Source organism: Corynebacterium glaucum, assembly GCF_002287505.1.
Taxonomy (GTDB): domain Bacteria; phylum Actinomycetota; class Actinomycetes; order Mycobacteriales; family Mycobacteriaceae; genus Corynebacterium; species Corynebacterium glaucum.
The window spans coordinates 164,561-187,820 of the sequence record NZ_CP019688.1 but is presented as its reverse complement, the minus strand read 5'-3'; the positions used below and the strand labels follow the sequence as shown (position 1 = coordinate 187,820).

Below are 23,260 nucleotides of genomic sequence, written 5' to 3'. Positions count from 1 at the left end.
GCCCGCTACTTGCGGCGGGCTTTCACTACCCGCTTGGTGGTTTTGCGGGCCTTTTTGGTTGCCTTTTTCGTAGCCTTCTTGCCACCGTCTTCAGCCTCGCGGGCACGGCGTGCCGAGAGCAGCTCGTTGGCGCGCTGGTCCGTCATCGTCTCCGGGGTGTCGCCGCGCTGCAGCGAAGCGTTGGTCTCCCCGTCGGTGACGTACGGGCCGAAGCGGCCGTCCTTGATGCTCATGGGCTTGCCGGTGACGTCGTTGTCGCCCAGCATCTTCAGCGGCGCTGCCGCCTGCGTCCGGCCACGGCGCTTCGGCTCCGCGTAGATGCGGCGTGCTTCTTCGAGGGTGATGGTGAAGATCTGGTCCTCGTTGGCCAGCGAACGCGAGTCGTTGCCCTTCTTCAGGTACGGCCCGTAGCGGCCGTTCTGCGCCGTGATCACTTCACCATCCGCCGGGTCAACGCCCACCTCGCGCGGCAGCGACAACAGCTTCAACGCCTCGTCGAGCGTGACCTCGGACGGCTCCATTGAGCTGAACAGCGACGCGGTGGCGGGCTTCAGCTGCTCGTCCACCAGCTGCTCAATGCGCTTTTCCTTCTGCGCCTGCGCAGTCTTGGTGTCCCAGTTCTTCTTGCGCTTGCCCTCCTCGGCGCGCTGGGCGTCTTCCGCCGCGCGTTCTTCGGCCACGACCTCCTCGGCGCGGGTTTCGGCGGTGGCACGCTCGTCGTCACGCACCAGCTCCGTCACGTACGGGCCGTAGCGGCCCTCCTTGGCCACAATCGTGCGGCCGTTGTCGGGATTCTGGCCCAACTCACGGCCGGACTGCGGGATAGCGAAAAGCTTCTCCGCCATTTCCAGGGTGATCTCGTCCGGGGTGACCGATTCCGGCAGGTTGGCGCGCTGGTACTCGGGTTCGCCCTCGGTGGTCTTCCCCACCTCGCGCTCGATGTACGGGCCGTAGCGGCCCACACGGACGTGGACAGGGCGGTCAGACGAGTCGTCGAAAAGCTTGAGCGAGTTGGCCTCGCGGGCATCGATGGACTCCAAGTTGTCCTCGATCATGTGCTTGAGCCCGCCCCGGCGCGCGACCGCTTCCGCGATGTTGTCGGATGCCTCGGCATCACCGAAGTAGAAGCTGGTCAGCCACTCGGTGCGGTTCTCGTTGCCGTGGGCGATCTCGTCGAGCTCGTCCTCCATCGAGGAGGTGAAGTCGTAATCCACCAGCGCGTCGAAGTTGTTTTCCATCAGCCCCACCACGGAGAACGCGACCCAGGTGGGCACGAGCGCGTTGCCGCGGGTGACTACGTAGCCGCGGTCCTGGATGGTCTTGATGATGGAGGCGTAGGTGGACGGGCGGCCAATGCCCAGGTCCTCCATCTTCTTCACCAGCGAGGCTTCGGTATAGCGCGCCGGCGGGTTCGTGGTGTGCTCGTCCGCGGTGATCTTGGAAACACCGAGCGTGTCGCCCTTCGCCACCTGCGGCAAACGCGTCTCCGAATCCTGCGAATCCGAGTAGGCGCGCAGCCAGCCCGGGAAGGTAATCGTGCGACCGGTGGCGGCGAATTCGGCGCGCTCGCCGGTTTTCGCGGTGCCCTCCAGCACAATCTTGGTGGAGTTGCCGCGCGCATCTTCCATCTGCGAGGCAACGGTGCGCTGCCAGATCAGCTCGTAGAGCTTGAACTCCTCCGCATCCAGCGAGCCCGCGAGCTGGCCGGGGGTGGCAAAACGCTCGCCAGCCGGGCGGATCGCCTCGTGCGCCTCCTGCGAGTTCTTCACCTTGCGCTCGTACACGCGCGGGGACTTGGAGACGTAGTTGTCGCCGTAGAGCTCAGTCGCGGCCGAGCGCGCGGCGGAAAGCCCCTGCTGCGACAGCGCCGTTGAGTCCGTACGCATATACGTAATGTGGCCGTTTTCGTACAGCCGCTGCGCGATGCGCATCGTGCGCGCCGAGGTGAAGTGCAGCTTGCGCCCCGCCTCCTGCTGCAGCGTCGACGTCATAAACGGCGCGTACGGGCGCCGCGTGTACGGCTTCTCCTCCACATCGGTCACCGTCATGTCCGCACCCTCAAGGTTGTCGGCCAGGGCATGAGCAGTTTGCTTATCGACGACTACCGCGTCGCCCTTTAGACGCCCTCGGTCATCAAAATCGCGGCCCTGGGCAACACGCGTGCCGTCGATAGTGACCAGCTTTGCGTCGAACTCCGGCGAGGCCTTTAGCGATGCGGTGAGGTCCCAGTACTCGGCGGAGATAAACGCCATGCGCTCGCGCTCGCGCTCCACGATGACGCGGGTGGCCACGGACTGCACGCGGCCGGCGGAAAGCCGCGGCATGACCTTTTTCCACAGCACCGGGGAGACTTCGTAGCCGTAGAGGCGGTCGAGGATGCGGCGGGTTTCCTGCGCGTCAACCAAGTCCATGTCCAGCTCGCGGGTGTTCTCCGCGGCCTCTTTGATGGCGGACTCGGTGATCTCGTTGAACACCATGCGCTCCACCGGCACCTGGGGCTTCAGCGTTTCCAACAGGTGCCAGGCGATGGCCTCGCCCTCGCGGTCCGGGTCTGTGGCGAGCAGGAGCTTGTCGGACTGCTTGAGCTTGTCCTTGAGGTCGGAGACCTTTTTCTTCTTGTCCGGGCTGACCACATAAATAGGGCTGAACCCGTCCTCCGGGTTCACACCGAGCTTGGCCCACGGCTCCTTCTTGTACTTGGCGGGAATATCCGCAGCGCGGCCGGGCAGGTCGCGGATATGGCCCACCGAAGCCTCCACGATGTAGTCATCGCCCAAGTACTTCTGAATCTTCTTCGCCTTGGTCGCCGACTCCACGATGACGAGAGTCTTGCCATTTGCAGCCACGCTCGGGTGACACCTCCCACTTTCCGCTCCGGCGCATGTGCACCGCTTGCACCGGATTCAAACTTCCTTATTTGTATCAGAGACTTAACCGATCTCACCCCCTCTATGCCTACAATCGCTTTCTAGTTCTGCCTGAGAAAGGAGATGGCGCCGCCGCGATGGACATGAGTTTCCTCGATCCAGTCATCGAGTTTTTGTACGCGCTGATGGAGTTGCCCATCTTCTACCCGCTTGTCAGCCTCCTGATTATTGGTGACGCGCTGATCCCGTTAATCCCATCAGAAACGGTGATTAACCTGGCCGCGGCGTTCTCCGCGTCCCAGGGCGTGCCCAGCGTGTGGGGACTGATCGTGGCTGCGGCCATCGGCGGCATCATCGGCGACAACCTGTGTTACGCCTTCGGCGGCAAGCTCATTGGCTACGTCGAAAGGCTCGACCCCGAATCCAAATCCGGCCAAGCGATTGCGTGGGTGCGCCGCAACATGAAGCGCAGCGCCGGAGTGACCATCATCGTCGGGCGCTTCATCCCCTGGGCGCGCTGGGTGGCCACCATTGTCTTGGCATCGGTGCGCTACAGCTGGTTCGCGTTCGTGTTCTACGACACGATCGGCGTGGTGATCTGGGCATTGCTGTCCGCCGGCATGGGCTACCTCGGCGGCTCGCTGCTCTCGCAGTACCCCATCCTGGCGATGATTGCCGGCGTGCTGCTCGGCTCCTTGGTGGGCCTACTTATCCAGCGCGCCCAGTCGCGCTTCTTCGAATGGCGCGATGTGCGCCGCGGGATCTCCGCGCTCTGAGTCCCCCCTGATTTCCCCCGTAATTTCTCCGTCTCAGGGATTTATTAGTATTGGGCGGCATGACTGAGCCAACTGAGCCAACCGAATCAACGCCTCCGCCACTGCCCTGGAACTACACGCTGTTCGATTTCGACGCAGACACCACCCGGCCGGTGATTGACCTCGACCTCGCCCCCGAGCGCCCCGACACCCCGACCACGTCGAAGATCGGCGGCACCCCGTACCTGCCCGAGAGCCACCCCTTCCCCGAAGATGAGGCCGGGCCGATGCTGTTCATCGCCCAGTTCAACTTCGACGAGCTGCCGGAGCTGCCGGACTTTCCCACCACCGGGATTCTGCAGCTGTTTGTGCGCAACGACTCACTGATGGGCCTGGACAGCCCGCCGCTGGCGCGCTACATCGAGCACGTGGACGCGCCGCACACCGGGTCCCTGCCGTCCTACGAGGACTACCCCGGCCCGATGGAGGACCCAGAAGAGGGCATGCCACTTACCGGCACGCTGACCACCATGACACCGACGTTCAACTGCAAAGACGCCTGGGAAATCGGTAGCGAATCCGGGCACGTGTTTTTGCGTCGCGGTGAAGAGTTCATGACGCTGCACGCCACCGATGAGCACATCGTTGTTCGCCGCGGCACCGACACCGGCGTCCCGCAGATCCAGGAGCTTGAGGCACGTACCCGCTTCCCCGATGGTGAATGGCTCAACCCGACGCAGGTGCAGGAGAAGATCGCATCGCTGGTCGCCGAGGCGGAAGCCGACGGATTTGCGGTAGACGAATCGATGCAGGAGCGCATCGTTGACGCGCCGTTCGGCTTCGGTTTCATCTTCGCGCTCGGCGGTTATCCGTCGTTTGTGCAGCTTGACCGCCGCCCGCCGGGTGATCCCACCGTTTGCCTCGCCCACATCGGCTCCGACGAGGAAACCATCATGTTTGAAGATTATGGTGCCGCGAACTTCTTCATCCACCCGGATGACCTGCGCGCCCGCGACTTCAGCCGCGTGACGTTTAGCTGGGACAGCGCATAAAAGAAGAAACGGCACCCGGTTTGGGTGCCGTTTTCTACCGGTTCTACAGCGCCTGCGAGTTAGATCGCGCGCACCTGCTGTGCCTGCGGGCCCTTCGCACCCTCGCCGATTTCAAACTCCACCTGCTGGTTCTCCTCCAGCGTGCGGAAGCCCGAGCCCTGAATCTCGGAGTAGTGGACGAAGACGTCGGAAGAGCCGTCGTCCGGGGCGATGAAGCCAAAGCCCTTTTCGGCGTTGAACCACTTAACGGTGCCGGTTGCCATGTGAATGTGACCTTTCAAAAATGTACGTTGAGATGCACAATCCTCGCGAGCACCGTGAACGGGCGCACACAAAATCTGTGACCGTCCACTAGTGTGCCACGAAACGGGTGAGACGGCACGACGGAGCGCAAGGATGTGACCTACGTTGTATGCCATGGATGGCAGTGGATTTTTCGGCGAAGAGCTCCTTACCTCACTTCGCGCCCGCTTCCCCACCTCCACCATCACGCACGTGGAAACGGTGCCCGCCTCCCCCGCCCACTACGGCGAGTGGCCCCTATGGGTTGCGCCCAGCTTGAAGCAAGTGCTTATCGACGCCTCCATCACCCGCCCTTTCACACACCAAACGCAGTGTGCCGAGCTGGCGTGGCAAGGACGCGATGTGGTCATCGCAACGGGGACGTCGTCAGGCAAGTCGCTCGGCTACCAGCTTCCGGTGCTGTCTCGGCTGGCCGCCGATCCGACGGCGTGCGCGATGTATCTCACGCCCACGAAAGCGTTGGGGTCGGATCAGTTGCAGGCGACCTTGGGCATGGTCAAAGGGGCGTCGATAAGCAATGTCCACCCTGCTCCCTACGACGGTGACACGCCCGCCGAGGCCCGGCCCGGGATTCGCGAGCACACGCGGTACGTGTTCACGAACCCGGACATGCTGCACGCGGGGATTCTCGCTGGGCATGCACGGTGGGCGCGGCTGCTGCGAAACCTGGAGTATGTGGTGGTGGACGAGTGCCATACGTACCGCGGTGTGTTTGGCGCGAACGTGGCGCTGGTGCTGCGGCGGCTGCTGCGCATCGCCGCAGCGTACGGCGCGCACCCGACGTTGATCTTCGCGTCTGCGACGGCGGCCGATCCGGCCGGGCAGGCCTCGCGGCTGTGCGGGCGCGACGTGGTGGCGGTGACTACCGACGGCGCGCCGACCGGCGAACGCACGATTGCGCTGTGGGAACCGGGGTTCATTGAAGACGCGGAAGGCGAGAACGGGGCGCCGGTGCGTTACGCGGCGACCACCGAAGCCGCAGGTGTGATGGCGAAGCTGATCGCCGACGGTGCGCGCACCCTGACCTTCGTGCGCTCCCGGCGCGCTGCGGAAACGGTGGCGATGCGCGCGCAGGAGGAGCTGGTGCTGCAGGGGCGGCCCGATTTCGCGAAGCGCGTCGCCTCGTACCGGGCGGGGTACCTCGCCGAGGATCGCCGTGCGCTTGAGCGGGCTTTAGATGAAGGCGAGCTGCTTGGCATGGCGACCACAAACGCGCTGGAGCTGGGGATCGACGTGGGTGGTTTGGACGCCGTAGTGATGGCGGGGTTCCCGGGCACGGTGGCGTCGTTTCGCCAGCAGTCGGGGCGCGCGGGTCGGCGCGGGCAACATGCGGTGGTGGTGATGGTCGCCCGCGACGACCCGATGGATACCTACCTGGTGCATCACCCGGAGGCATTGCTGGGCAAGCCGGTGGAAAACAGCGTGTTCAATCCGCACAATCCCTACATCCTGCGCGGGCACATGTACTGCGCGGCCGTCGAACGCCCGCTGACACGCGGTGACGTCACGGCGTTTGACGCTGACGAGGTCGTCGCTGAGCTGACTGCGGGTGGTTTCCTGCGTCAACGCGGCGATCGGTGGTTCGCGGTGCCGCAGCTCGAGGGCGATCTGCGCCCGGAGACGGCGCATGCAGCGGTGTCGCTTCGCGGCGGTGCTGGCCAGGAAGTGGCGATTGTGGACGTCACCGACGGGCGGCTCTTGGGCACCGTTGATGCGGGCAAAGCGATGAGCCAGGTGCACGACGGTGCCGTCTACCTGCACCAGGGCGAGTACTTCGTGGTGCAGGAACTCGACCTGGACGACTACGTTGCGCTGGTGGTACCGGAGCAGCCCGACTACTCCACCCAGGCCCGCTCCACCACCGACATCACCCTGCTGGGCGAGCCGAGCGAGTTGGTAAACCCGTCGCCGGGGTTGTGGGTGGCCAGTGTGGATGTCGAGGTGATCGACCGGGTGACCGGCTACGTGGTGCGCCTTGCCGACGGCACCGTCAGCGAGCACATCCCACTCGACCTCCCCGAGCAGCGTCTGATCACCCGCGCAGTCGCCTACACCATCGACCCGCTTGCGCTGGAAGCGATGGGCATTGCCGCGGGCGAGGTATCCGGCGCGCTGCACGCCGCCGAGCACGCCGCGATCGGACTCTTGCCGCTTTTGGCCACGTGTGACCGGTGGGACATCGGCGGGGTTTCCACCGCCCTGCACCAAGACACGCTGCTGCCGACCGTGTTTGTCTACGACGGCCACCCCGGGGGCGCAGGATTCGCCGACGAAGGATTTGCCCGCTTTCACGAGTGGATCACCGCCACGTACGAAGCAGTGCGCGCGTGCGGTTGCGACGACGGCTGCCCGTCGTGTGTGCATTCGCCTAAGTGCGGCAACGGCAACCAACCGTTGGACAAGCACGCCGCGCTGAAGTTGCTCGGTGCGCTTGTCACTATGACGGCGGGTGAAGACGCGAACTAAGCGGGACCAGCGCGGGCGGTGGCTTCCGCACGACGGAAGCTGACAGTGACGCGCACATCCCCGTCAACTATGTCGCAAGATTGAGCCGCGGCACCGTTAAGCGCAGCAGTGCGTGCCGCCACGTCACAAGCATCAGCCCCCTGGTAAAGCGCGGTCGCTGCGGACACCGCAGACAGGTCCGCTGCGACCTGGCTCCGGTGCGAGTCCGCCACTTGAGCGCCGACAGCAGCGACCCCTACTGCGAGCGCAATGACGGAGGCGGCGATGCCGGCGGACGTGACCGTGCTCATCTAAAACTCCACCGGATAGATTGCAGACGCCTGCATCGTGCCAATCGCCGCCGGTACCGACGCGGTGACAGTCACCAGGCCAGCTTGCTCTACGACGCTGACGCTGCCGCGAGGCGGCTCATACGTCACACCGATCGCAGCAGCGCGTGCTGTCGCACCTGCGATGTCCACCGCCGAAATGTACGCTGCTATGGTGGCAATGCCCGCCACGATCGCGGCGGCGACAGTAACCAGTGTCGCTAGCGAGAGCGCTGTTTCGATGGTGGTCATTTACGGACGGTTGTTCAGCGCGTCGGTGATTACTTTCTCGATCGCGGTGGTGACACCGTTGCCGTTGACCACGAGGTAGAGCACCCCGGCCAGCGCGGCGGCAGCCAGTGACCCAAAGGCGTATTCAATGGTCGACATTCCCTCGTCATTGCCGAGTTTGGCAACCATGCGGGAGCCGGCGCGCAGCGTGGATTCGTATGCGGAGATTGCGGTGAGTTGGATGCGGTTCATGGTGGTTTCCTTTTCGTGAGAAGTTGTTGTGGGTTGCTGTTGTGAGTTGTTGTCGATGGGTTGCTAGTTGAGCATTTCGCTGCCCAAGCTGATCACCACGGGAGCCAGCCCGAGGGTGAAAAACGCGGGCAGGAAAAATGCGGTAAGCGGGATTGCAATGAGGACCCCGGCACGTTCTGCTTTCGCGGTGGCGCGGTCTGCGGCTTCTGCTTGGAGACGCTCCGCAATCCGCACGCACCCAGCTGAAAGCGAGGTGCCGGAGGAGTTGGACAAAGTGACAAGACTGGCCAGGTCGGCGCCGCCAGGGACGCTGGCGAGTTCCGACCAAGCGCGCTCGGGTTCGGCCCCGAGCGCCAACAACGCGGCAGTGGTATGCCATGGATGTGCCTCCCCGGCGTAGGTATCTGCGACTGCGGCGGCCGCATGCGGCGGGGGCAACCCCGCCTGGGCGCAAGCGGCGAAGAGGCGGAGGTCACTGGCACATCGGTTGAGGTTGAACCCCTGCGGACCATCGCGGGGGTTCTTGGTCCGCTCGGGTCGGCGCGCAGGGAGTCGATGCTTAGGCGCGGTGGGTGGCAGCGCAATCGCCGCGGCGAAGAGCAACGTGGTGAGCGTCGAGATCATGCGGCGGCCCTCCGGATGATCTCATGGGACACCAGGACTCCTGCGCAGACTAACGCAGTCCCGACAACGAGCAGCACTGCCCCGATCCCAGATCCGGTGAGGTAATCAATTGGGTTAGCACCCATTGCACTCCCCATCGCGATCCCCGCCAATGGGAGCAACGACAGCACCGTCGCGGTGGTCTTCGGGCCAGCCAGCGCAGCGTCAGTGGCGGTCCGGTGCCGCACGGCGTGATCGATTTCATCGCGGGCGTTGGCGAGCAGGCCTTTGACGGGGATTCCACGGGTAGCGGAAAGTGCCCACAGGGAAGCAACGCGTTTGAGCTCGGGAGTTATCAGTTCGGGGACCGCGCTGCCACTTGCGGAGGCGTTCGCGATGTTTAGGGCATCACGGCGGATGGAGGAGGTGTCATTGCTGAGGCGGTCCGCGGCGCGTCTCGCCGCATCAGTGAACGTCGCTCCAGCGCCAACACTTTCAGCGAGGTGGCCAATGTAATCTGCGGCGGCGCGAGTCCCGGCTGCTGCGTCGCGATCCTTTCTGCGGCTGTTCACCATGTGCACCGCTGTCGCAGCAGCGAGCGCGGCCGCGATGACCACACCCGCTTTATCGAAAGCAAAGGCGGCGATGGCCACCACAGCGACGGTGGCGGGAATCCACGCTGGATTCCGGTTTCCGAGAGCGGCGGCGCGGATACGAATCATCGGACGCGGGGGCTGCATGAGCGCAGCACCTGCCAGGCAGCATGCAGCGAGGGGGATACTGGCCATCACAACTCCTCGTACCCTTCAGCTGGGCCGGTGGTTGCATCCCAGACCACGCGGGCGTTCACTGGCTGGCCCTCAAGTACGCCGATTTGCTCCACGCGACGTTGGCCGTCAGGGTGGCGTTTCACCACGACGATCAGATCTACTGCGGCCGCTAGTTGGGCGTGGAGCCCGGCTCGGTCGAGCCCGCCGAGCGCGGCGAGTGCCTCGAGGCGCGCGGGGACCTCCCCGATGGAGTTCGCGTGGAGTGTGCCGCCGCCCCCATCGTGGCCGGTGTTGAGCGCGGCGAGCAGGTCGATGACCTCCGCCCCGCGAATTTCTCCGACCACAATGCGGTCCGGGCGCATTCGCAGCGCCTGACGGACCAGGTCGGCGACAGTGATCTCGCCAGCGCCGTCCGTGTTTGCCCCGCGGGTGCTTAGGTTCAGCACATGCGGATGAGCCGGGGTGAGTTCGCGGGTGTCCTCGATAGCGATAATCCGCTCAGCAGGATCGACCTCAGCTAGGAGCGCGGACAACAGCGTGGTCTTACCTGAACCGGTGCCACCGACAACAAGGACGCTTTTTCTTTCCCGGACGCACTTGCACAGCAGTGCGGCACGCTCGGCATCGATCGCTCCACGGCGCTGCAGATCTTCCAAGCTAGCGGTGGCAGTGCGCAGCACGCGCAGCGAGATGCAGGTGCCCGGCTGCGACGTGGGAGCAACCACCGCGTGGAAGCGCAGCAAGGTGCCGTCTGGGCGGGTGAGGTGGCCATCGCAGTAGGGGTGGGCGTCGTCAAGCCTGCGCCCGCAATTGAGCGCAAGGCGGGTAGCGAGTCGGCGAACATCCGCGTCGGTTGCGAAGGGGCGATCGGCAACTGGCTCGAGGCCTCGACCTCGATCGATGAAGATCTCATCCGGCCCGTTGACGCAGATGTCGGTGACTTCGCCGCCCAGCAAGAGCGTTTCGAGGGGGCCAACTCCGGTCGTATCTTCGCGTAGCCTGCGCATCATGTCGAGTACGTCGATATCACTGATCACTACCGCTTCCTCGCGGATAAGGTGGGCAAGGCGCTCAGGGCCGGGTGGCTCCGGCTCGTCGGCGATGCGGCGTTGGACGCGCTCGAGAATTGCGATGTCGTTCACTGGGTTGGTCATCTCGCACCTCGCGTGGCCTCGGCGAGCACCGCGTCGGCAGCGTGGGCAAGCGGCCGGGGCAACCTCGCTGGCAACCCTCCGCGTTCGATGGTGCGTGCCAGACCGCGGCAGGTGCGCAACCTGGCGAGCACTCGGGATCCCGTTACGCGTTCAAGCTCACTCTGATTCAGCGACGCCCACGCGCAGTCGCGCACGATAAGGCCGTGGGCGATGCCGGCTGCATCGCACTGGGCAACGATTGCCGCCGCTGCGGCAGCCGGGCGCAGCTGTGCGGGCACAACAATGCCCGCGAGATCGCAACGAGGAGGGATTGCGCTGGCAGGGGCGTCGATCACCGTCACCCCGTCCGACGCGCAAGCGGCCACGGCAGCGTCGACGTCCTCGGCGCGGAGTGGGAACGGATCGACAATCGTGGTGCGGGCGACCGTGAGCACCGCGACCTGCGCGTCAGTTGAAGGCAGCGCACGCAGTAAATCCCCGCGAGCAATGACCCCCTCCCCGAGTTCGATCTCACCCCAGCGAGCACCCGGTACTTCCTCAATCCCCAGCAACAGATCGAGACCCCCGGAACGCGGATGCGCATCAACAAGCACGCTGCCTGCACCCGCGCGGGCACTCACCGCAGCTGCAAGGGTGGACACGCCGGCACCACCCGCGGCACCGACCACCGCGATGACCGCACCCGCAGCCGCAGGATCCGGTTCACCGCGCAGTGAAAGCGCTCCGAGGGCGCGAAGCAAATCAGCGGCCTGGGCGGGCAGCACAAACGCACCGGGTGGTGCTGCGCCCGGAGACGCGGTGATGACAAAGGTGGTTGGGGTTGGGGTGGGCGGACCCAAGGAGCCGTCGATAAGCGAAGCGAATGCTTTTGGCTGCATGCGAGCGAGCTGCACCTCATCGCCGACCTCAACCACTGGTCTTCCGCAGGCGGCGGCTATGTGCAGGGCCTCCGGGTGCAACACCGGATCATCGACCGCGACGAGAATCGGAGCCGGGCGTGGATTTGTTAATTGCGGTTGTGCCATGCGCTTAGCGTGCACGAACGAAACGTAAACGGCAAGGGCCCGTCTTCAAACTGTGGATAACTTGACTGTTTCGGAGATTTGTCACTAATTCTTGTGTGGATAACGGTCTACACTGCTGTCGTATGGCCACCCCGAAGATTGCTGCGTTTTTCGATCTAGACAAGACGATCATCGCGACCTCGTCCGCGTTCGCCTTTGGCAAGCAATTTTTCAACAACGGCCTGATCACCCGCCAGGAAGCGATCGACATGTACCTGACCAAGGCGTCGTACATGCTGGTCGGCCAGTCCAGCGAAAAGATGGACACCACCCGCGACACGCTCGCACAGATGGTGCAGGGCTGGTCTATCGAAGAAATACAGCGCATCACGACGGGAACGATGCGCACCGTTGTCACCCCGGCGATCTACGCCGAGGCCCGCGAGCTAATCCAAGAGCACCAGGCCCGCGGCCACGACGTGATCATCATTTCCGCGTCAGCGTCGATCCTGGTCGAGCCGATTGCGCGCGAGCTTGGGGTGAACACCGTCGTTGCCACAGAGATGGAGATTGTCGACGGCCAACTCACCGGCGAGGTGACGCGTTACCTCAAAGGCCCTGCGAAGGCGGAGGCAGTCCAGCAGTTCGCCGACGAGCACGGCTACGACCTCGAGGCCAGCTTCGCATACTCCGATTCGGCGACGGACATTCCGATGCTGGAGTTAGTGGGCAACCCAGTCGCGGTGAACCCGGACCGGGCACTGCGTAAACACGCGCTCAGCGAGGGGTGGGATACCCGCAGCTTCAAAGACCCAGTGCCGCTGATTCAGATGCCGAATGCCCGCGAAGTGGGCATTGGTGCCGGCGTGGTTGCGGGCGTGACCGCGATTGTGGTGGGCGGAGTGCTTATCTCGCGGGCTCTGCGAAAGGAGAAGCGCTCTGCGTAGTAGCAGGCGACGAAGAAACTGGGGGCACGTTCCGGGCATGTTCTTAGGCAAGTTGGGCAGAACATGGCTACTGTTGAGTGCGATATCGCTCCGCGTCGCTGCGCTCGAGCTGCCACGAAGCTGGCAAACCACGCAGAGATGGCGAAGCCGCGCAACGTGAGGAAGGTTTAAAACAGTGAGCAACGAAGGTCTCTACACCAGCGGTTCCACAGCCGTGTCCGCGAAGGTGGACTCCATTCCGCTGCGCGACACTGGTGTGACGCAGCCAGGCCAGGATTCCATCGGCACCCTGATTTCCAACGCGACCGAGCAGGTGTCCACTCTCGTCCGCGGCGAGATCGAGCTGGCCAAGGCCGAGGTGGTCGGCGAGGTGAAGAAGGGCGCGATCGGCGGCGGCATGTTCGCAGTCGCAGGTGTGATCGCTTTGTACTCCACCTTCTTCCTCTTCTTTGCGCTGGCTGAGATGCTGGCGTCCTGGATGCACCGCGGCTGGGCGTTCCTCATTGTCTTCTTGATCATGCTCGCGCTCGCAGGTCTGATCGCGTTCCTGGGCTTCCGCAACCTGAAGAAGATCAAGGCACCGGAGCGCACCGTCCAGTCCGTCAACGAGCTGCGCAACCTGGTTCCGGGCCAGGCGCAGCAGAACCTGGCAAAGGACGAAAGCGGTCTCTACACCACCTCGCCGGTGGCCGCACCGGCTGGCACGGGCGCAGCACGCACCGTGCCGGCGGATCGCCGCGGCGGCTCCACCGCAGTCAACACCGACAAGTAGACGCCGCCTCTCACGCCCGCGCCCTTAGACCGCTAAGGACGCGGGCGTTTTCCAATGCTGAAGGGACCAACCAAGTGGCGCCCCACCCGCCTAACGTCGTCGAGCTTGAGGGCGACTTCAACCACCGGATGCTGCACACCCGCGGCACCCGGCTCCACGTTGCGGAGGCTGGCAATCGGGGTGACCCACTGATCCTGCTTATCCACGGCGCTTTCGGGGGGTGGTTCGACTTCAAAGATGCCATCGCGCCGCTTGCGGCCCATGGCCTCCACGTCGCGGCCCTTGATGCCCGCGGCTTCGGGATGTCCGACAAGCCCCCGCACCGCGCCGGCGACACGTTGCAGATCCTCTCCGGTGACGTGGAAGGCGTCATTCGCACCCTCGGCCACACCCGCGCGGCCGTCGTGGGTGCAGACACCGGGTCAGTAATTGCTAAGGCAGCGGCGAAGCGCCACAACGAGCTGATCCACCAGGTGATCTCACTCCCCACTTCGAGCGGGTTCCCTGCCGCCTTAACCAGGCTGCCAGCGCCGCTGCTCAGCCTAAGCGAGCGCGCACTCGACTCGATCTGGCGGGCCAACTTTGTGGCAGAAACCAGCGACGCATTTCACGCATCACAGGACTTTCAGGAGCACCTGGCGCTGCGCCTCGCAGCCCGCCGCATAGACAACGCGCTCTCACACATTGTCGCCGCATCGCGGTTGCGCCCCTTTACGGCTCAGGACAGCGACTTAGACGGGCCGATTGCGCAGCTCGCGCTGCCGCATGTGGAGGACCCGACGGCGTTTGTCATGGCCGTCGTCAAGCTGCTGGACCTGTAGCCGCGCCGACGCAGGCCTGGGTGTCGACCGGGTCGACCAACTCGGAGATCTCCCCCACGCGCTCCTGCACCTGCTGAGTCGTGAGTGCATAGCCGGTGTCGGTGGAGTCCAGCGACGCGCCGAAAATCATGCCGACGACCTCACCCTCCGGGGTGAGCAGCGGCCCACCAGAGTTGCCCTGACGGATTACGCCGCGGATGGTGTAGGCCTCGCGTTGCACCCGGCCCTGGGCGTAGATGTCGGGACCGGAGATGTTCATTCGGCCGCGGATGCGCGCGGGTGCCGCCTCGAACGGGCCGGACAGTGGGTAGCCCATGACTATCGCGTCATCGCCGTTGGCCAACGTCTCCTCGTGCCAGGCCAGCGGATCGATGCCGAGGCGCTCCGCACGCAGCACGGCGATGTCCACGTCTGGGTCGTAGAACACCACATCGGCGCGCTTGACTCCCACCACCGTGTTCAGCGCCACCGAGTCCGTGCCAGCGACGACGTGGGCGTTGGTGAGCACGTAATCATCCGCGATGACAAAGCCGGTGCCCATGAGGCGGCGCTGGCACGAGCCCGAATCGCCCATGACCTGGACCACTGCCGGCCGGGCGGTTTTGACCACAGCTTGGTCCAACACGTCCGGGTCCGGAGCGTCCACGTGGCCGCCGCGCGGGGAGCCGAACGGGGAAACCAGAGGCGGCAAACCTGTCTCATCCAGCATGACCGCAAGCCGTGCGGGAAGCTGGCTCAGGTTCGGCGGCGCCACCGCGTCAATGCCATAGAGCACCGACGAATTACGGATTGCGTCACCGGTCTTGCCCGGCAAGGCAGACGCCAGCGGAATGGAGATGAACCAAACCACCAGTGCAGTGGCCAGCGCCTGAAACACTGCGCCCACAGCGGAGTCAACGATCTGAGTGGAGCGGCGGCGCACGTTGTTGCGCAGCTGTGCGCCAGCAGCCGCCCCCACAACGTTGCCGACGCCGACGAAAAGCACCACTAAGGTGACCAGGATGACCACGCGCAGCGACTGCGCGTCGGCCGCACCCATTGCCAACGGTGCCAGCGCCAGCCCGACGACCAGGCCGGCGACAACACCAACTGCGGAAAGAATCGAAGACAGCGCACCTTGACGCCAGCCTCCGATCACGGCAATAACGATCAGCAGGATGAGGGCTGCGTCGAGAACGATCTGCACGCCGCCGCCACCTCCTCTACGTTTCGCTTGTCTGGGGCTCCGGATCTTCGGGCATCCGGGCTAGCTTACCCCCGGTTAGTGCTGCTGCTCCCCGTTGCAGGACTGCGCCAGCGTGTCTTCAAGGCTGTGCACCGTGTCCTCGTCATAGGAACGCGCCCACCCGCCGAACTCCAAGACCACACTGAGCAGCACCCCGGTAAACCCCCACACCAGGTAACAGCCCACATGAAATGCGGGCCCTGTCCAGCCCCGCCATCCCACGGTGATGCGGTTTTCGGGCGCAACCAGCTCTCGGAGCGGCGCGAAGAATACGTCATCGGTCTCCACCTCGCTGGCCGGGTACACCTCGCCCGGATCGGCAGCGTAGGCGAGCACGGGGCGCACCCGTTTGCGCGAACCGCCGGTCGTGACCGCGTCGAAAACCCCAAGTGGGGTCACGCGGTGGCGCTCGAGGCCAGTCTCCTCTGTGGCCTCACGCAGCGCTGCGTCGACAGGACCGGAATCGCCCGGGTCGATCTTGCCGCCGGGAAATGCCATCTGCCCGGAGTGGCTGCGCAGTTTGGGGTGCCGGTGGGTGATCAGCACCGCCGCATCGTCCGGGACGGTTGCCGCATGCGGATCGCCGGTGAACACGATCAGCACAGCAGCTTCATCTTCACGGTCGCGCTGTGGAACCCGCGAAGCCAACATCTCGCGCACCCGACCGGAGTGCTCAGATGTTCCCAGCTGAGCGATCAGCGGGCGCAGCCACTGTGGCGCCGCATCTGGGCGCAGATCTACATCGCCGGTAGCGCGCCCCATCAGGAGAGCGCCCCGTCGACAGCCGCCTCGAGCTCCTCCAGGGAGTTGAATGCCTGCGGGAACATACCCACCGGTTCGCCGCCCTGGTACACCAGCGTGATCGGCACCACTCCGGGCAGCCCCTGCAGGCCCGCAAAGCGATTCGTGTCGTCCTGGTAGCTGGGAAACGACACGTCCAGCTCATTCATCATCGCGACCCCGTTTGTCGCGTTTGCGTCGGCATGCACCCCGACCACGCTGTACTCCGGGTGCGCGTCGGCAAGCGCCTGGGTAATCGGTAGCTCGCGTTGACACGGCTCACACCACCACGCCCAGAGGTTCACCACGGTGATGTCGTTGAGCTCACCGGGCACGTCTTCGCCGCCGAGGCACGGTAGATCGATGCCCCCGACGCCACCTGCGACGCAATCCGCGCGCTGGTCCGCATTCGGCACAAACGTGATTTGCGACGGCCCCACCGCCGATTCCGAAGGCGCGGCGTCCGAGGCCGCGTCGTCTTCACCGCCGCGCAGCAGCACAAACGCGCCCGCAAGCACTAAGACCGTGACCACGGCCACCGCCACGACGCTCCAGATCGCCGATTTCTGCACGCTTGCTTACTCCTTCTCGCTTTCAGCGTCGGGCATGCCAACCAGACGCAGGATGTGCTCGCGCTCCTCCCCCGTCACCAACGCGGCCGCCTCCGCGGGCTCAGCCGGGCCGACGAGGCCGAAACTAGGACAATCGAACGCGATCGGGCAGGCGCCACACGCGGCCTTTCGGGCGTGGCAGACGCGACGCCCGTGGAAGATGATCCGGTGGGAGAACATCGTCCATTCCTTCTTCTCAATCAGCTCCCCCACGGCGTGCTCGATCTTCACCGGGTCCGTCTCCTCGGTCAGCGCAAGTCGCTTCACCAGACGTTGAAAGTGCGTATCCACGGTCAGCCCCGGAAGCCCGAATGCATTGCCTCGCACCACATGCGCAGTTTTGCGCCCCACTCCCGGCAGCCGCACCAGATCCTCCACCTTCACCGGCACTTCCCCGCCGTACTCGCTCACCAGCATCTGGCCCAGCCCGATCAGGTTCGCCGCCTTCGACCGGAAAAATCCCGTGGGGCGGATCAGCTCCTCAACCTCGGCCTGATTCGCCTCCGCGTAGTCGGCCGCGGACGGATATGCGCGAAACAGCGCCGGGGTGACCTGATTGACCCGCACGTCGGTGGTTTGCGCCGACAACACCGTCGCCACCAACAGCTCAAGCGGGTTCGTGAAGTCGAGCTCCGCATGGGCATCAGGAAAAGTCGCCGCCAACGTGCGGTTGATGCGTCGCGCGCGGCGCACCCTCCCAAGGTCGGTCTCCGTCCCCTTCGCAGCCGGGTGGGTGCCTGGTCGCCGGAGCTTTCGCTTGCTTATCGACGCCCCGTTGTCCGCCCTACCGGTCCCCGCAGGCGTTTCTGAATTTTCAGGCATGCCGATCATGCTAGCCCGTAGGATGGACACCATGAGTTTCCTTTTAGTGGCGCTAGTGCCTCTGGGTGTCGGGTTGTTCACCGTGGGTATGGAAGGAATCGAGCGCACCGTCGTGGGAACCGGAGCTATCGCTGGGATAGGATCTTTAGCCGATTAGCTCTCATGGAAAAAATTGTGATGGTAGTCTCGCTAACGTCAGAGCGAGATGTGATGAAATCACAATTTCATGCCCCGAGTGAGAAAAACCACGCAGTACCCGCACGTAGTTAGCGTGATGCTCACTCCCCTCATGGGGCGCGCGAGGAGGTTCAATGGAAGGCGTGCAGGAGACCCTTGCCAGAGCGGGCATTTTCCAGGGGGTTGACCCTACTGCGGTAGGTGCCCTCATCGAGGACATGGAGACCGTGACGTTCCCTCGCGGAACGACGATCTTCGACGAAGGCGAGCCAGGCGACCGGCTCTACATCATCGTCTCCGGCAAGGTGAAGCTCGCACGCCACGCTCCCGACGGCCGCGAAAACCTGCTCTCCGTGATGGGCCCGTCCGACATGTTCGGCGAACTCTCCATTTTCGATCCCGGCCCGCGCACCTCTTCCGCTGTCTGCGTCACCGAGGTCACGGCGGCAACGATGGACTCGACGATGCTCAAGCAGTGGATCGATGAGCACCCGGAGATCTCGCAGCAGCTGCTTCGCGTCCTTGCTCGCCGCCTGCGCCGCACCAACGCATCGCTCGCGGACCTTATCTTCACCGATGTCCCCGGCCGTGTCGCCAAGACCCTGCTCCAGCTGGCAAACCGCTTCGGCACCCAAGAGGGGGGCGCGCTGCGTGTCAATCACGATCTGACGCAGGAAGAAATCGCCCAGCTGGTGGGCGCCTCCCGCGAAACTGTGAACAAGGCGCTTGCAACCTTCGCTCACCGCGGTTGGATCCGCCTCGAGGGCAAGAGCGTGCTCATCGTGGACACCGAGCACCTCGCTCGGCGCGCACGCTAGCGGGGCGCCCCGCTAGCTGTACTGCGGCCGCTGCTTATTGCTGCTGTTTCAGGTAGCGAAGCGTCACCCGGGTGGATTGCTCTGCCGCGCCGCGCAAAACCGGGTCGACATCGTCATAGATCGCGTCCACCAGGGTGTTGATGTCCACGTCCTCGCCATACTTCGCGAGTGCCTCCCGGATCTGGTCGAGGCGTAGGTTTCGACGGTCGATGTACTTGCGAGCGTACGCAGACAGATCCGCTCCTTCTGGGCCGTGGCCCGGAAGCAGGGTGACATCCTTGCCGTCGGTTTGCAGCCGCTCCAGAGTGGCCAGATAGTCACCGAGGTCACCGTCGGTCTCAGAGATCATGGTGGTGTGGCGGCCAGCGATCGTGTCGCCGGTGAGAATCGCCTCCGGCGCCCCCGACTGATCTCTGGTCGGGTAGACGTAGAAGCACACCGAATCGCGGGTGTGACCCGGGCTAGCCACCACCTTCAGCGTCGGGGTGATGCCGTCGACGCTGATCACTTCGCCGTCGGTAAGCGGCTCCGCTCCCAAGCAATACTGCGGATTGAAAGCGCGAACCGGCGCTCCTGCAAGCTGGCGGAAGCGCTGTGCACCATCTGCATGGTCGTGGTGGCGGTGCGTGAGCAGCACCAGAGCGACTTTCTCGGCGCGCGCCTGAAGCACGTTGAGATGCCCCTCGTCGGCAGGACCCGGATCAACAACGATGCTGAACTCATCCTCGGGTGCACGAATCACCCAGGAGTTCGTGCCTTCAAGCGCCGCGTAACTCGGGTTCGGTGCCAAGACGACGGCTGCGGAAGCCGTCACCGGGCGAAGCTGACTGTAGGCGGGATGTTCCATGACCACTACTTTAGCTGCCTGCGGCGCGCAGCTCGACGACAAGCTCGATCTCAACGGGCGCATTCATTGGCAGCGCGGCAACCCCGACGGCGGAGCGAGCGTGCTCGCCAGCCTCTCCGAAGATCTCCTGCATCAGTTCCGAAGCGCCATTGACCACCGCCGGCTGACCAGTGAAATCAGGGTCAGAGGCGACATAGCCGACCACTTTGAGCACTCGTGCAATCTCGTCGACACCGACTAAGGCATCAACGGCAGCGATTGCGTTCAGTGCGCAGTGGCGGGCGTAGGTGTACGCATCTTCCTGCGATACTGCGGCACCGACCTTGCCGGTGGCGGCGAGCTCACCGTCCACAAACGGCAGCTGGCCGGAGGTCCACACCTGGTTGCCGGTGCGCACTGCCGGGACGTACGCAGCGACCGGAGCGGCGACAGCCGGCAGCTCAATCCCCAGTTCAGCGAGACGATCGCTCCATTTGGCCATGGTTTAGCTCAACTCCCGCTTCATGTAGGCGACTACGTTGTCTGGGTTCGGGCCCGGGGTCACGGCAACTAGTTCCCATCCGTCCTCGCCCCAGGAATCAAGGATCTGCTTGGTTGCATGCGAAAGCAGCGGCACGGTGGCGTATTCCCATTTCGTCATGAGATCCACTGTACCGCTGCCCGGAGGTCGCGTCGGCGCTTAGAGGCCTTCGATCTCGCCTCCGGTGGCGAGGTGGGTAGCCCAGTCAGTGACGTGCGGGTTTTTACGCAGCACTGCGCGACGTTGACGTTCGGTCAAACCGCCCCACACCCCGAACTCGACCTTGTTGTCCAGCGCGTCCGCACGACACTCCACGAGCACCGGGCAACGGCGGCACACCGCTGCCGCCTTGCGCTGTTCCGCCCCGCGGACGAAGAGCGCATCCGGATCTCCGGAGCGACAGTGCGCCTGAGTGACCCACTCCCCCCGATCAAAAACCAGGTTGCCAGCTGCATCACACTTTTTGGGGGTGGTGCTGCGGGCATCAACGGCGGTCTGTCCCAGCGTGGCGGTCATGTCAGGCCCCTTTCAGGAGATATCTGCGAGATGCCGCAGATTCTTGCAGCGGGGCACTCCGTGAAATACTTGACAGGCCAGTACCTCAGCGCCCCACAACAACATGTGCGTTACGCGTGTAAGTGTATTCACAGGCAATATTCGCTGTCGAATGGATCACAAAATCGGGGGGAGTTACGTATTCCCCCTCACCGCAGCATGAATTACGGTAGTGACGTGTCTGCCCTGAGGTCACTTGCAAAACTCCTGGTCGCCATGGTTACGGCCGGGTTGATAATGGCGCTGTGCATCGCGCCCATAGTCGGCATCGGTGGCATGGCCGTTGCCCGCACAGATGAGACGATGCAGTCCAACCTTTCGGACATGTCCGGGGGTGATGTCCCAGGCGTCACCACCATCACGGACGCGGCCGGCAACCCGATGGCGTGGGTATACCACCAGCGCCGCTACGAAGTGGCCAGCGAGGAAATCTCCGACCACGTGAAGAACGCTCTGGTAGCTACCGAAGACCGCCGGTTCTACGAACACGAAGGTGTGGATATGCAGGGCTTCATCCGCGCCATGGTCACCAACGTGCTGGCCGGTGGGGTGGAGCAGGGCGCGTCCACGATCAACCAGCAGTACGTGAAGAACTACCTCTGGCTCATCGAGGCGGAGGATGACGAGGACGCGCGCGCCGCTACCGAGCAGTCCATCCCCCGCAAGCTGCGCGAGATGCGGATGGCCTCGGATCTGGACAAGACACTGACCAAGGACCAGATCCTCACCCGCTATCTCAACCTCGTTTCCTTTGGTAACCACGCCTACGGTATTGAGGCAGCTGCGCGCACCTACTTCGACAAGCCCGCCGCGGATCTCGACCCGGGGCAGGCCGCACTCCTCGTCGGCATCCTGCAGTCCTCCGAGTACCTGAACCCGTACACCAACCCCGACGGGGCAACTCAGCGCCGCAACACCGTGCTGAACAACATGGCGGCCGAGGGCTACATCAGCCAGCAGGAGGCTGACTCCATCGCAGGAGAGCCACTCGGTGTGCTCGAGGAACCCAATTTGCTTCCCGACGGTTGCCTCGGTGCCGGCGACCGCGGATTCTTCTGCGATTACGCGCTGAAATATCTTGCAGAAAAGGGCCTCACCCAGGAGGACCTCGAGCACGGTTCGTACACGATCACAACCACCCTCGACCCGGCGATCCAGGATGCGACCCAAACTGCGGTGCGCAACAACGTCTCGCCCGAGGCTGGCGGTGTTGCCGAAGTACTCAACGTGATCGCGCCGGGCACGGATTCGCGCGACATCGTCGCAATGGCGTCTTCGCGCTTCTACGGTCTCGACCTGGACCAAAGCCAGACGATCATGCCGCAGCCGACCTCGCTGGTGGGCAACGGCGCCGGATCGGTGTTCAAGATCTTCACCGCCGCCGCAGCGCTTGAGCAGGGCTACGGGTTGAACACCATGTTGGAGGTGCCCACCCGCTCGGTGGTCTACGGGATGGGCCATGGCGGCGCGGAAGGGTGCCCGCCCAACGCGTACTGCGTGGAGAACGCGGGCCGGTACGCTCCGCGAATGAGCCTGAGCGATGCGCTCGCGCAGTCCCCCAACACCACGTTCATCGAACTTGTTCAGCAGGTGGGTGTGGCCAACACCGTCGACATCGCGGTGCGCCTCGGCATGCGCTCGTACCAGGACGAGGGCACGTTTGGCGACGGCCGCTCCATCGCGACCGCAGCCAAAGAGGACAACATGGGCGCGTTCACGCTCGGGCCCACCCCAGTCAACGCGCTTGAGCTGTCCAACGTCGCAGCCACGCTTGCCTCTGAGGGCCGCTGGTGCGAACCGAACCCGGTGAAGAGCGTGACCGACAAGTACGGCCAGGAGGTCTACATCGAGCGGCCGGATTGCGAACAAGCAGTTGAGCCCGATATCGCAGCCGCTCTGGCCAACGGCATGTCGCACGACACCACCAAGGGCACCGCCGCGCGCGCTGCGAGCGCGAACGGGTGGCGCGCTCCCGTTGCGGCAAAGACGGGCACCACGGAGTCGCACCAGTCATCGGCGTTCCTCGGGTTCACCCGCGGGCTGGCTGCTGCGCCGTACATCTTCAACGACGGCACCCAAACCACCCCACTTTGCACCAGCCCCGTCCGCCAGTGCGCAAACGGCACGTTGTTCGGCGGCAACGAGGCCGCAGACACATGGTTCCAGGCTGCCCTCCGAGTTCCTGGTGCCGCTGAAGCGGGGCTACCCGGGACACCGGAAGGCTACGACAAGGGCACCCGTCGCGGCGTGCTCGATGAAGCTATCGGCATGCAGTCGCAGGCCGCCAAGGCGAAGCTTGAAGGCGAGGGCTACACCGTCACCATCGTCACGGTGTACGGCGGTGGCGCACCCAAGGGCGAGGTTGTCTCGGTCACCCCAGCAGATCCGAACCTGGCCCGCGGTTCCCTAGTCACCTTGAACGCCTCGGACGGCACGGGCACCCGCCCCGGCGGCACCACCACAAGCCCCCGCGTGGACAACGATGACAACGACAACTCCGGCTCCGAAAGCCCGGAGCCGAGCGGGATCGACACCGAAGAGCTGGAGCGCCAGCTCAACGAGATGGCGGAAGGCCTCCAGCAGTACTTCCGCTAGTTACG

General features: G+C 64.4%; 25 protein-coding genes. 8 read left to right on the top strand and 17 right to left on the bottom strand.

The annotated features are described in order from the left end of the window. Positions 1-5: 5 nt before the first annotated feature. Entirely contained in the window at positions 6-2,846 is a 2,841-nt protein-coding gene (gene topA, locus CGLAU_RS00915) for a type I DNA topoisomerase (RefSeq protein WP_095659069.1), read from the bottom strand. A 158-nt stretch (positions 2,847-3,004) separates the two neighbouring features. Here topA and CGLAU_RS00910 point away from each other — a divergent pair, with 158 nt between their 5' ends. Then, positions 3,005-3,643 (top strand): DedA family protein, encoded by a 639-nt coding sequence (locus CGLAU_RS00910; RefSeq protein WP_232507137.1) that lies wholly within the window; start codon positions 3,005-3,007, stop codon positions 3,641-3,643. A 59-nt stretch (positions 3,644-3,702) separates the two neighbouring features. Then, positions 3,703-4,674: a DUF1963 domain-containing protein gene (locus CGLAU_RS00905; RefSeq protein ID WP_095659068.1), complete on the top strand. Its 972-nt coding sequence runs from the start codon at positions 3,703-3,705 to the stop codon at positions 4,672-4,674. A 59-nt stretch (positions 4,675-4,733) separates the two neighbouring features. Here CGLAU_RS00905 and CGLAU_RS00900 read toward each other — a convergent pair whose 3' ends face one another. Beyond that, positions 4,734-4,937 (bottom strand): cold-shock protein, encoded by a 204-nt coding sequence (locus CGLAU_RS00900; RefSeq protein WP_042409175.1) that lies wholly within the window; start codon positions 4,935-4,937, stop codon positions 4,734-4,736. A gap of 154 nt (positions 4,938-5,091) precedes the next feature. On the opposite strand from CGLAU_RS00900, the gene CGLAU_RS00895 reads away from it, so the two are divergent. After that, positions 5,092-7,443 carry a DEAD/DEAH box helicase gene (locus CGLAU_RS00895; protein ID WP_095659067.1) on the top strand — a complete coding sequence of 784 codons (2,352 nt, stop codon included), beginning with the start codon at positions 5,092-5,094 and terminating at the stop codon, positions 7,441-7,443. On the opposite strand, the gene CGLAU_RS00890 is transcribed toward CGLAU_RS00895, so the two are convergent. The 7 genes from CGLAU_RS00890 to ssd form a co-directional block, all read right to left on the bottom strand. After that, a complete protein-coding gene (locus CGLAU_RS00890) occupies positions 7,440-7,733 on the bottom strand; it encodes an Rv3654c family TadE-like protein (protein ID WP_095659066.1) in 294 nt (97 codons plus the stop codon). The two genes, CGLAU_RS00895 and CGLAU_RS00890, sit on opposite strands and share 4 nt — an antisense overlap. Beyond that, positions 7,734-8,003, bottom strand: coding sequence for a hypothetical protein (locus CGLAU_RS00885; RefSeq protein WP_095659065.1), 270 nt, complete (start codon positions 8,001-8,003; stop codon positions 7,734-7,736). Next, entirely contained in the window at positions 8,004-8,171 is a 168-nt protein-coding gene (locus tag CGLAU_RS00880) for a DUF4244 domain-containing protein (protein ID WP_095660957.1), read from the bottom strand. It abuts the gene before it with no gap. A 126-nt stretch (positions 8,172-8,297) separates the two neighbouring features. Then, positions 8,298-8,858, bottom strand: coding sequence for a type II secretion system F family protein (locus CGLAU_RS00875; RefSeq protein WP_095659064.1), 561 nt, complete (start codon positions 8,856-8,858; stop codon positions 8,298-8,300). Next, positions 8,855-9,625, bottom strand: a complete 771-nt coding sequence (locus CGLAU_RS00870) for a type II secretion system F family protein (RefSeq protein ID WP_095659063.1) — start codon at positions 9,623-9,625, stop codon at positions 8,855-8,857. Before CGLAU_RS00870 ends, CGLAU_RS00875 begins: the two co-directional genes overlap by 4 nt. Then, positions 9,625-10,761, bottom strand: a complete 1,137-nt coding sequence (locus CGLAU_RS00865; RefSeq protein WP_095659062.1) for a TadA family conjugal transfer-associated ATPase — start codon at positions 10,759-10,761, stop codon at positions 9,625-9,627. Before CGLAU_RS00865 ends, CGLAU_RS00870 begins: the two co-directional genes overlap by 1 nt. After that, complete coding sequence (gene ssd / locus CGLAU_RS00860; protein WP_095659061.1) at positions 10,758-11,786, bottom strand: septum site-determining protein Ssd; 1,029 nt, start codon at positions 11,784-11,786, stop codon at positions 10,758-10,760. Before ssd ends, CGLAU_RS00865 begins: the two co-directional genes overlap by 4 nt. Before the next feature lie 122 nt (positions 11,787-11,908). On the opposite strand from ssd, the gene CGLAU_RS00855 reads away from it, so the two are divergent. The 3 genes from CGLAU_RS00855 (at position 11,909) to CGLAU_RS00845 (ending at position 14,305) form a co-directional block, all read left to right on the top strand. Further along, the gene (locus tag CGLAU_RS00855) at positions 11,909-12,712 is read left to right on the top strand and encodes an HAD family hydrolase (RefSeq protein WP_095659060.1); all 804 of its coding nucleotides are present in this window, start codon (positions 11,909-11,911) and stop codon (positions 12,710-12,712) included. 175 nt (positions 12,713-12,887) lie between these two features. Next, the gene (locus CGLAU_RS00850; RefSeq protein ID WP_095659059.1) at positions 12,888-13,484 is read left to right on the top strand and encodes a phage holin family protein; all 597 of its coding nucleotides are present in this window, start codon (positions 12,888-12,890) and stop codon (positions 13,482-13,484) included. Positions 13,485-13,558: 74 nt separating this feature from the next. Beyond that, positions 13,559-14,305 (top strand): alpha/beta fold hydrolase, encoded by a 747-nt coding sequence (locus tag CGLAU_RS00845; protein WP_232507136.1) that lies wholly within the window; start codon positions 13,559-13,561, stop codon positions 14,303-14,305. Here CGLAU_RS00845 and CGLAU_RS00840 read toward each other — a convergent pair. The 4 genes from CGLAU_RS00840 to nth all read right to left on the bottom strand — a co-directional run bounded on the left by CGLAU_RS00840 (position 14,286) and on the right by nth (position 17,743). Further along, positions 14,286-15,491, bottom strand: a complete 1,206-nt coding sequence (locus tag CGLAU_RS00840) for a MarP family serine protease (RefSeq protein ID WP_095659058.1) — start codon at positions 15,489-15,491, stop codon at positions 14,286-14,288. The genes CGLAU_RS00845 and CGLAU_RS00840 overlap by 20 nt on opposite strands. A gap of 75 nt (positions 15,492-15,566) precedes the next feature. Further along, the gene (locus tag CGLAU_RS00835; protein WP_095659057.1) at positions 15,567-16,292 is read right to left on the bottom strand and encodes an NUDIX hydrolase; all 726 of its coding nucleotides are present in this window, start codon (positions 16,290-16,292) and stop codon (positions 15,567-15,569) included. After that, entirely contained in the window at positions 16,292-16,882 is a 591-nt protein-coding gene (locus CGLAU_RS00830; RefSeq protein WP_095659056.1) for a TlpA family protein disulfide reductase, read from the bottom strand. The genes CGLAU_RS00835 and CGLAU_RS00830 overlap by 1 nt, the downstream gene beginning before the upstream one ends. Positions 16,883-16,888: 6 nt before the next feature. Then, complete coding sequence (gene nth, locus CGLAU_RS00825; RefSeq protein ID WP_095660955.1) at positions 16,889-17,743, bottom strand: endonuclease III; 855 nt, start codon at positions 17,741-17,743, stop codon at positions 16,889-16,891. A gap of 311 nt (positions 17,744-18,054) precedes the next feature. Between nth and glxR the strand changes: the two genes are divergently transcribed. Continuing rightward, positions 18,055-18,738 carry a CRP-like cAMP-activated global transcriptional regulator GlxR gene (glxR, locus tag CGLAU_RS00820; protein ID WP_095659055.1) on the top strand — a complete coding sequence of 228 codons (684 nt, stop codon included), beginning with the start codon at positions 18,055-18,057 and terminating at the stop codon, positions 18,736-18,738. 34 nt (positions 18,739-18,772) lie between these two features. Here the strand turns inward: glxR and CGLAU_RS00815 are convergent, their stop codons facing one another. The 4 genes from CGLAU_RS00815 to CGLAU_RS00800 are packed head-to-tail and all read right to left on the bottom strand — an operon-like array spanning position 18,773 to position 20,621. Further along, on the bottom strand, positions 18,773-19,585 hold the full coding sequence (locus tag CGLAU_RS00815; RefSeq protein WP_095659054.1) for an MBL fold metallo-hydrolase: 813 nt from the start codon (positions 19,583-19,585) through the stop codon (positions 18,773-18,775). 10 nt (positions 19,586-19,595) lie between these two features. Next, a complete protein-coding gene (locus CGLAU_RS00810; RefSeq protein WP_095659053.1) occupies positions 19,596-20,066 on the bottom strand; it encodes a RidA family protein in 471 nt (156 codons plus the stop codon). Positions 20,067-20,069: 3 nt separating this feature from the next. After that, on the bottom strand, positions 20,070-20,225 hold the full coding sequence (locus tag CGLAU_RS00805; protein WP_095659052.1) for a DUF4177 domain-containing protein: 156 nt from the start codon (positions 20,223-20,225) through the stop codon (positions 20,070-20,072). A 39-nt stretch (positions 20,226-20,264) separates the two neighbouring features. Then, positions 20,265-20,621, bottom strand: a complete 357-nt coding sequence (locus tag CGLAU_RS00800; protein WP_095659051.1) for a WhiB family transcriptional regulator — start codon at positions 20,619-20,621, stop codon at positions 20,265-20,267. A 216-nt stretch (positions 20,622-20,837) separates the two neighbouring features. Here CGLAU_RS00800 and CGLAU_RS00795 point away from each other — a divergent pair, with 216 nt between their 5' ends. Further along, on the top strand, positions 20,838-23,255 hold the full coding sequence (locus CGLAU_RS00795; RefSeq protein ID WP_095659050.1) for a transglycosylase domain-containing protein: 2,418 nt from the start codon (positions 20,838-20,840) through the stop codon (positions 23,253-23,255). Positions 23,256-23,260 lie beyond the last annotated feature (5 nt).

Bases quoted from the DNA above. Each gene is read 5' to 3' on its own strand.
- CGLAU_RS00805 (WP_095659052.1), bottom strand. From the start codon at position 20,225: ATGACGAAATGGGAATACGCCACCGTGCCGCTGCTTTCGCATGCAACC.
- CGLAU_RS00910 (WP_232507137.1), top strand. From the start codon at position 3,005: ATGGACATGAGTTTCCTCGATCCAGTCATCGAGTTTTTGTACGCGCTG.
- CGLAU_RS00875 (WP_095659064.1), bottom strand. From the start codon at position 8,858: ATGATCTCGACGCTCACCACGTTGCTCTTCGCCGCGGCGATTGCGCTG.
- CGLAU_RS00890 (WP_095659066.1), bottom strand. From the start codon at position 7,733: ATGAGCACGGTCACGTCCGCCGGCATCGCCGCCTCCGTCATTGCGCTC.
- CGLAU_RS00880 (WP_095660957.1), bottom strand. From the start codon at position 8,171: ATGGTTGCCAAACTCGGCAATGACGAGGGAATGTCGACCATTGAATAC.
- CGLAU_RS00815 (WP_095659054.1), bottom strand. From the start codon at position 19,585: ATGGAACATCCCGCCTACAGTCAGCTTCGCCCGGTGACGGCTTCCGCA.
- CGLAU_RS00800 (WP_095659051.1), bottom strand. From the start codon at position 20,621: ATGACCGCCACGCTGGGACAGACCGCCGTTGATGCCCGCAGCACCACC.
- CGLAU_RS00835 (WP_095659057.1), bottom strand. From the start codon at position 16,292: ATGGGGCGCGCTACCGGCGATGTAGATCTGCGCCCAGATGCGGCGCCA.
- CGLAU_RS00810 (WP_095659053.1), bottom strand. From the start codon at position 20,066: ATGGCCAAATGGAGCGATCGTCTCGCTGAACTGGGGATTGAGCTGCCG.
- CGLAU_RS00855 (WP_095659060.1), top strand. From the start codon at position 11,909: ATGGCCACCCCGAAGATTGCTGCGTTTTTCGATCTAGACAAGACGATC.
- CGLAU_RS00885 (WP_095659065.1), bottom strand. From the start codon at position 8,003: ATGACCACCATCGAAACAGCGCTCTCGCTAGCGACACTGGTTACTGTC.
- nth (WP_095660955.1), bottom strand. From the start codon at position 17,743: ATGCCTGAAAATTCAGAAACGCCTGCGGGGACCGGTAGGGCGGACAAC.
- CGLAU_RS00865 (WP_095659062.1), bottom strand. From the start codon at position 10,761: ATGACCAACCCAGTGAACGACATCGCAATTCTCGAGCGCGTCCAACGC.
- CGLAU_RS00870 (WP_095659063.1), bottom strand. From the start codon at position 9,625: ATGGCCAGTATCCCCCTCGCTGCATGCTGCCTGGCAGGTGCTGCGCTC.
- CGLAU_RS00895 (WP_095659067.1), top strand. From the start codon at position 5,092: ATGGATGGCAGTGGATTTTTCGGCGAAGAGCTCCTTACCTCACTTCGC.
- CGLAU_RS00900 (WP_042409175.1), bottom strand. From the start codon at position 4,937: ATGGCAACCGGCACCGTTAAGTGGTTCAACGCCGAAAAGGGCTTTGGC.
- CGLAU_RS00905 (WP_095659068.1), top strand. From the start codon at position 3,703: ATGACTGAGCCAACTGAGCCAACCGAATCAACGCCTCCGCCACTGCCC.
- glxR (WP_095659055.1), top strand. From the start codon at position 18,055: ATGGAAGGCGTGCAGGAGACCCTTGCCAGAGCGGGCATTTTCCAGGGG.
- ssd (WP_095659061.1), bottom strand. From the start codon at position 11,786: ATGGCACAACCGCAATTAACAAATCCACGCCCGGCTCCGATTCTCGTC.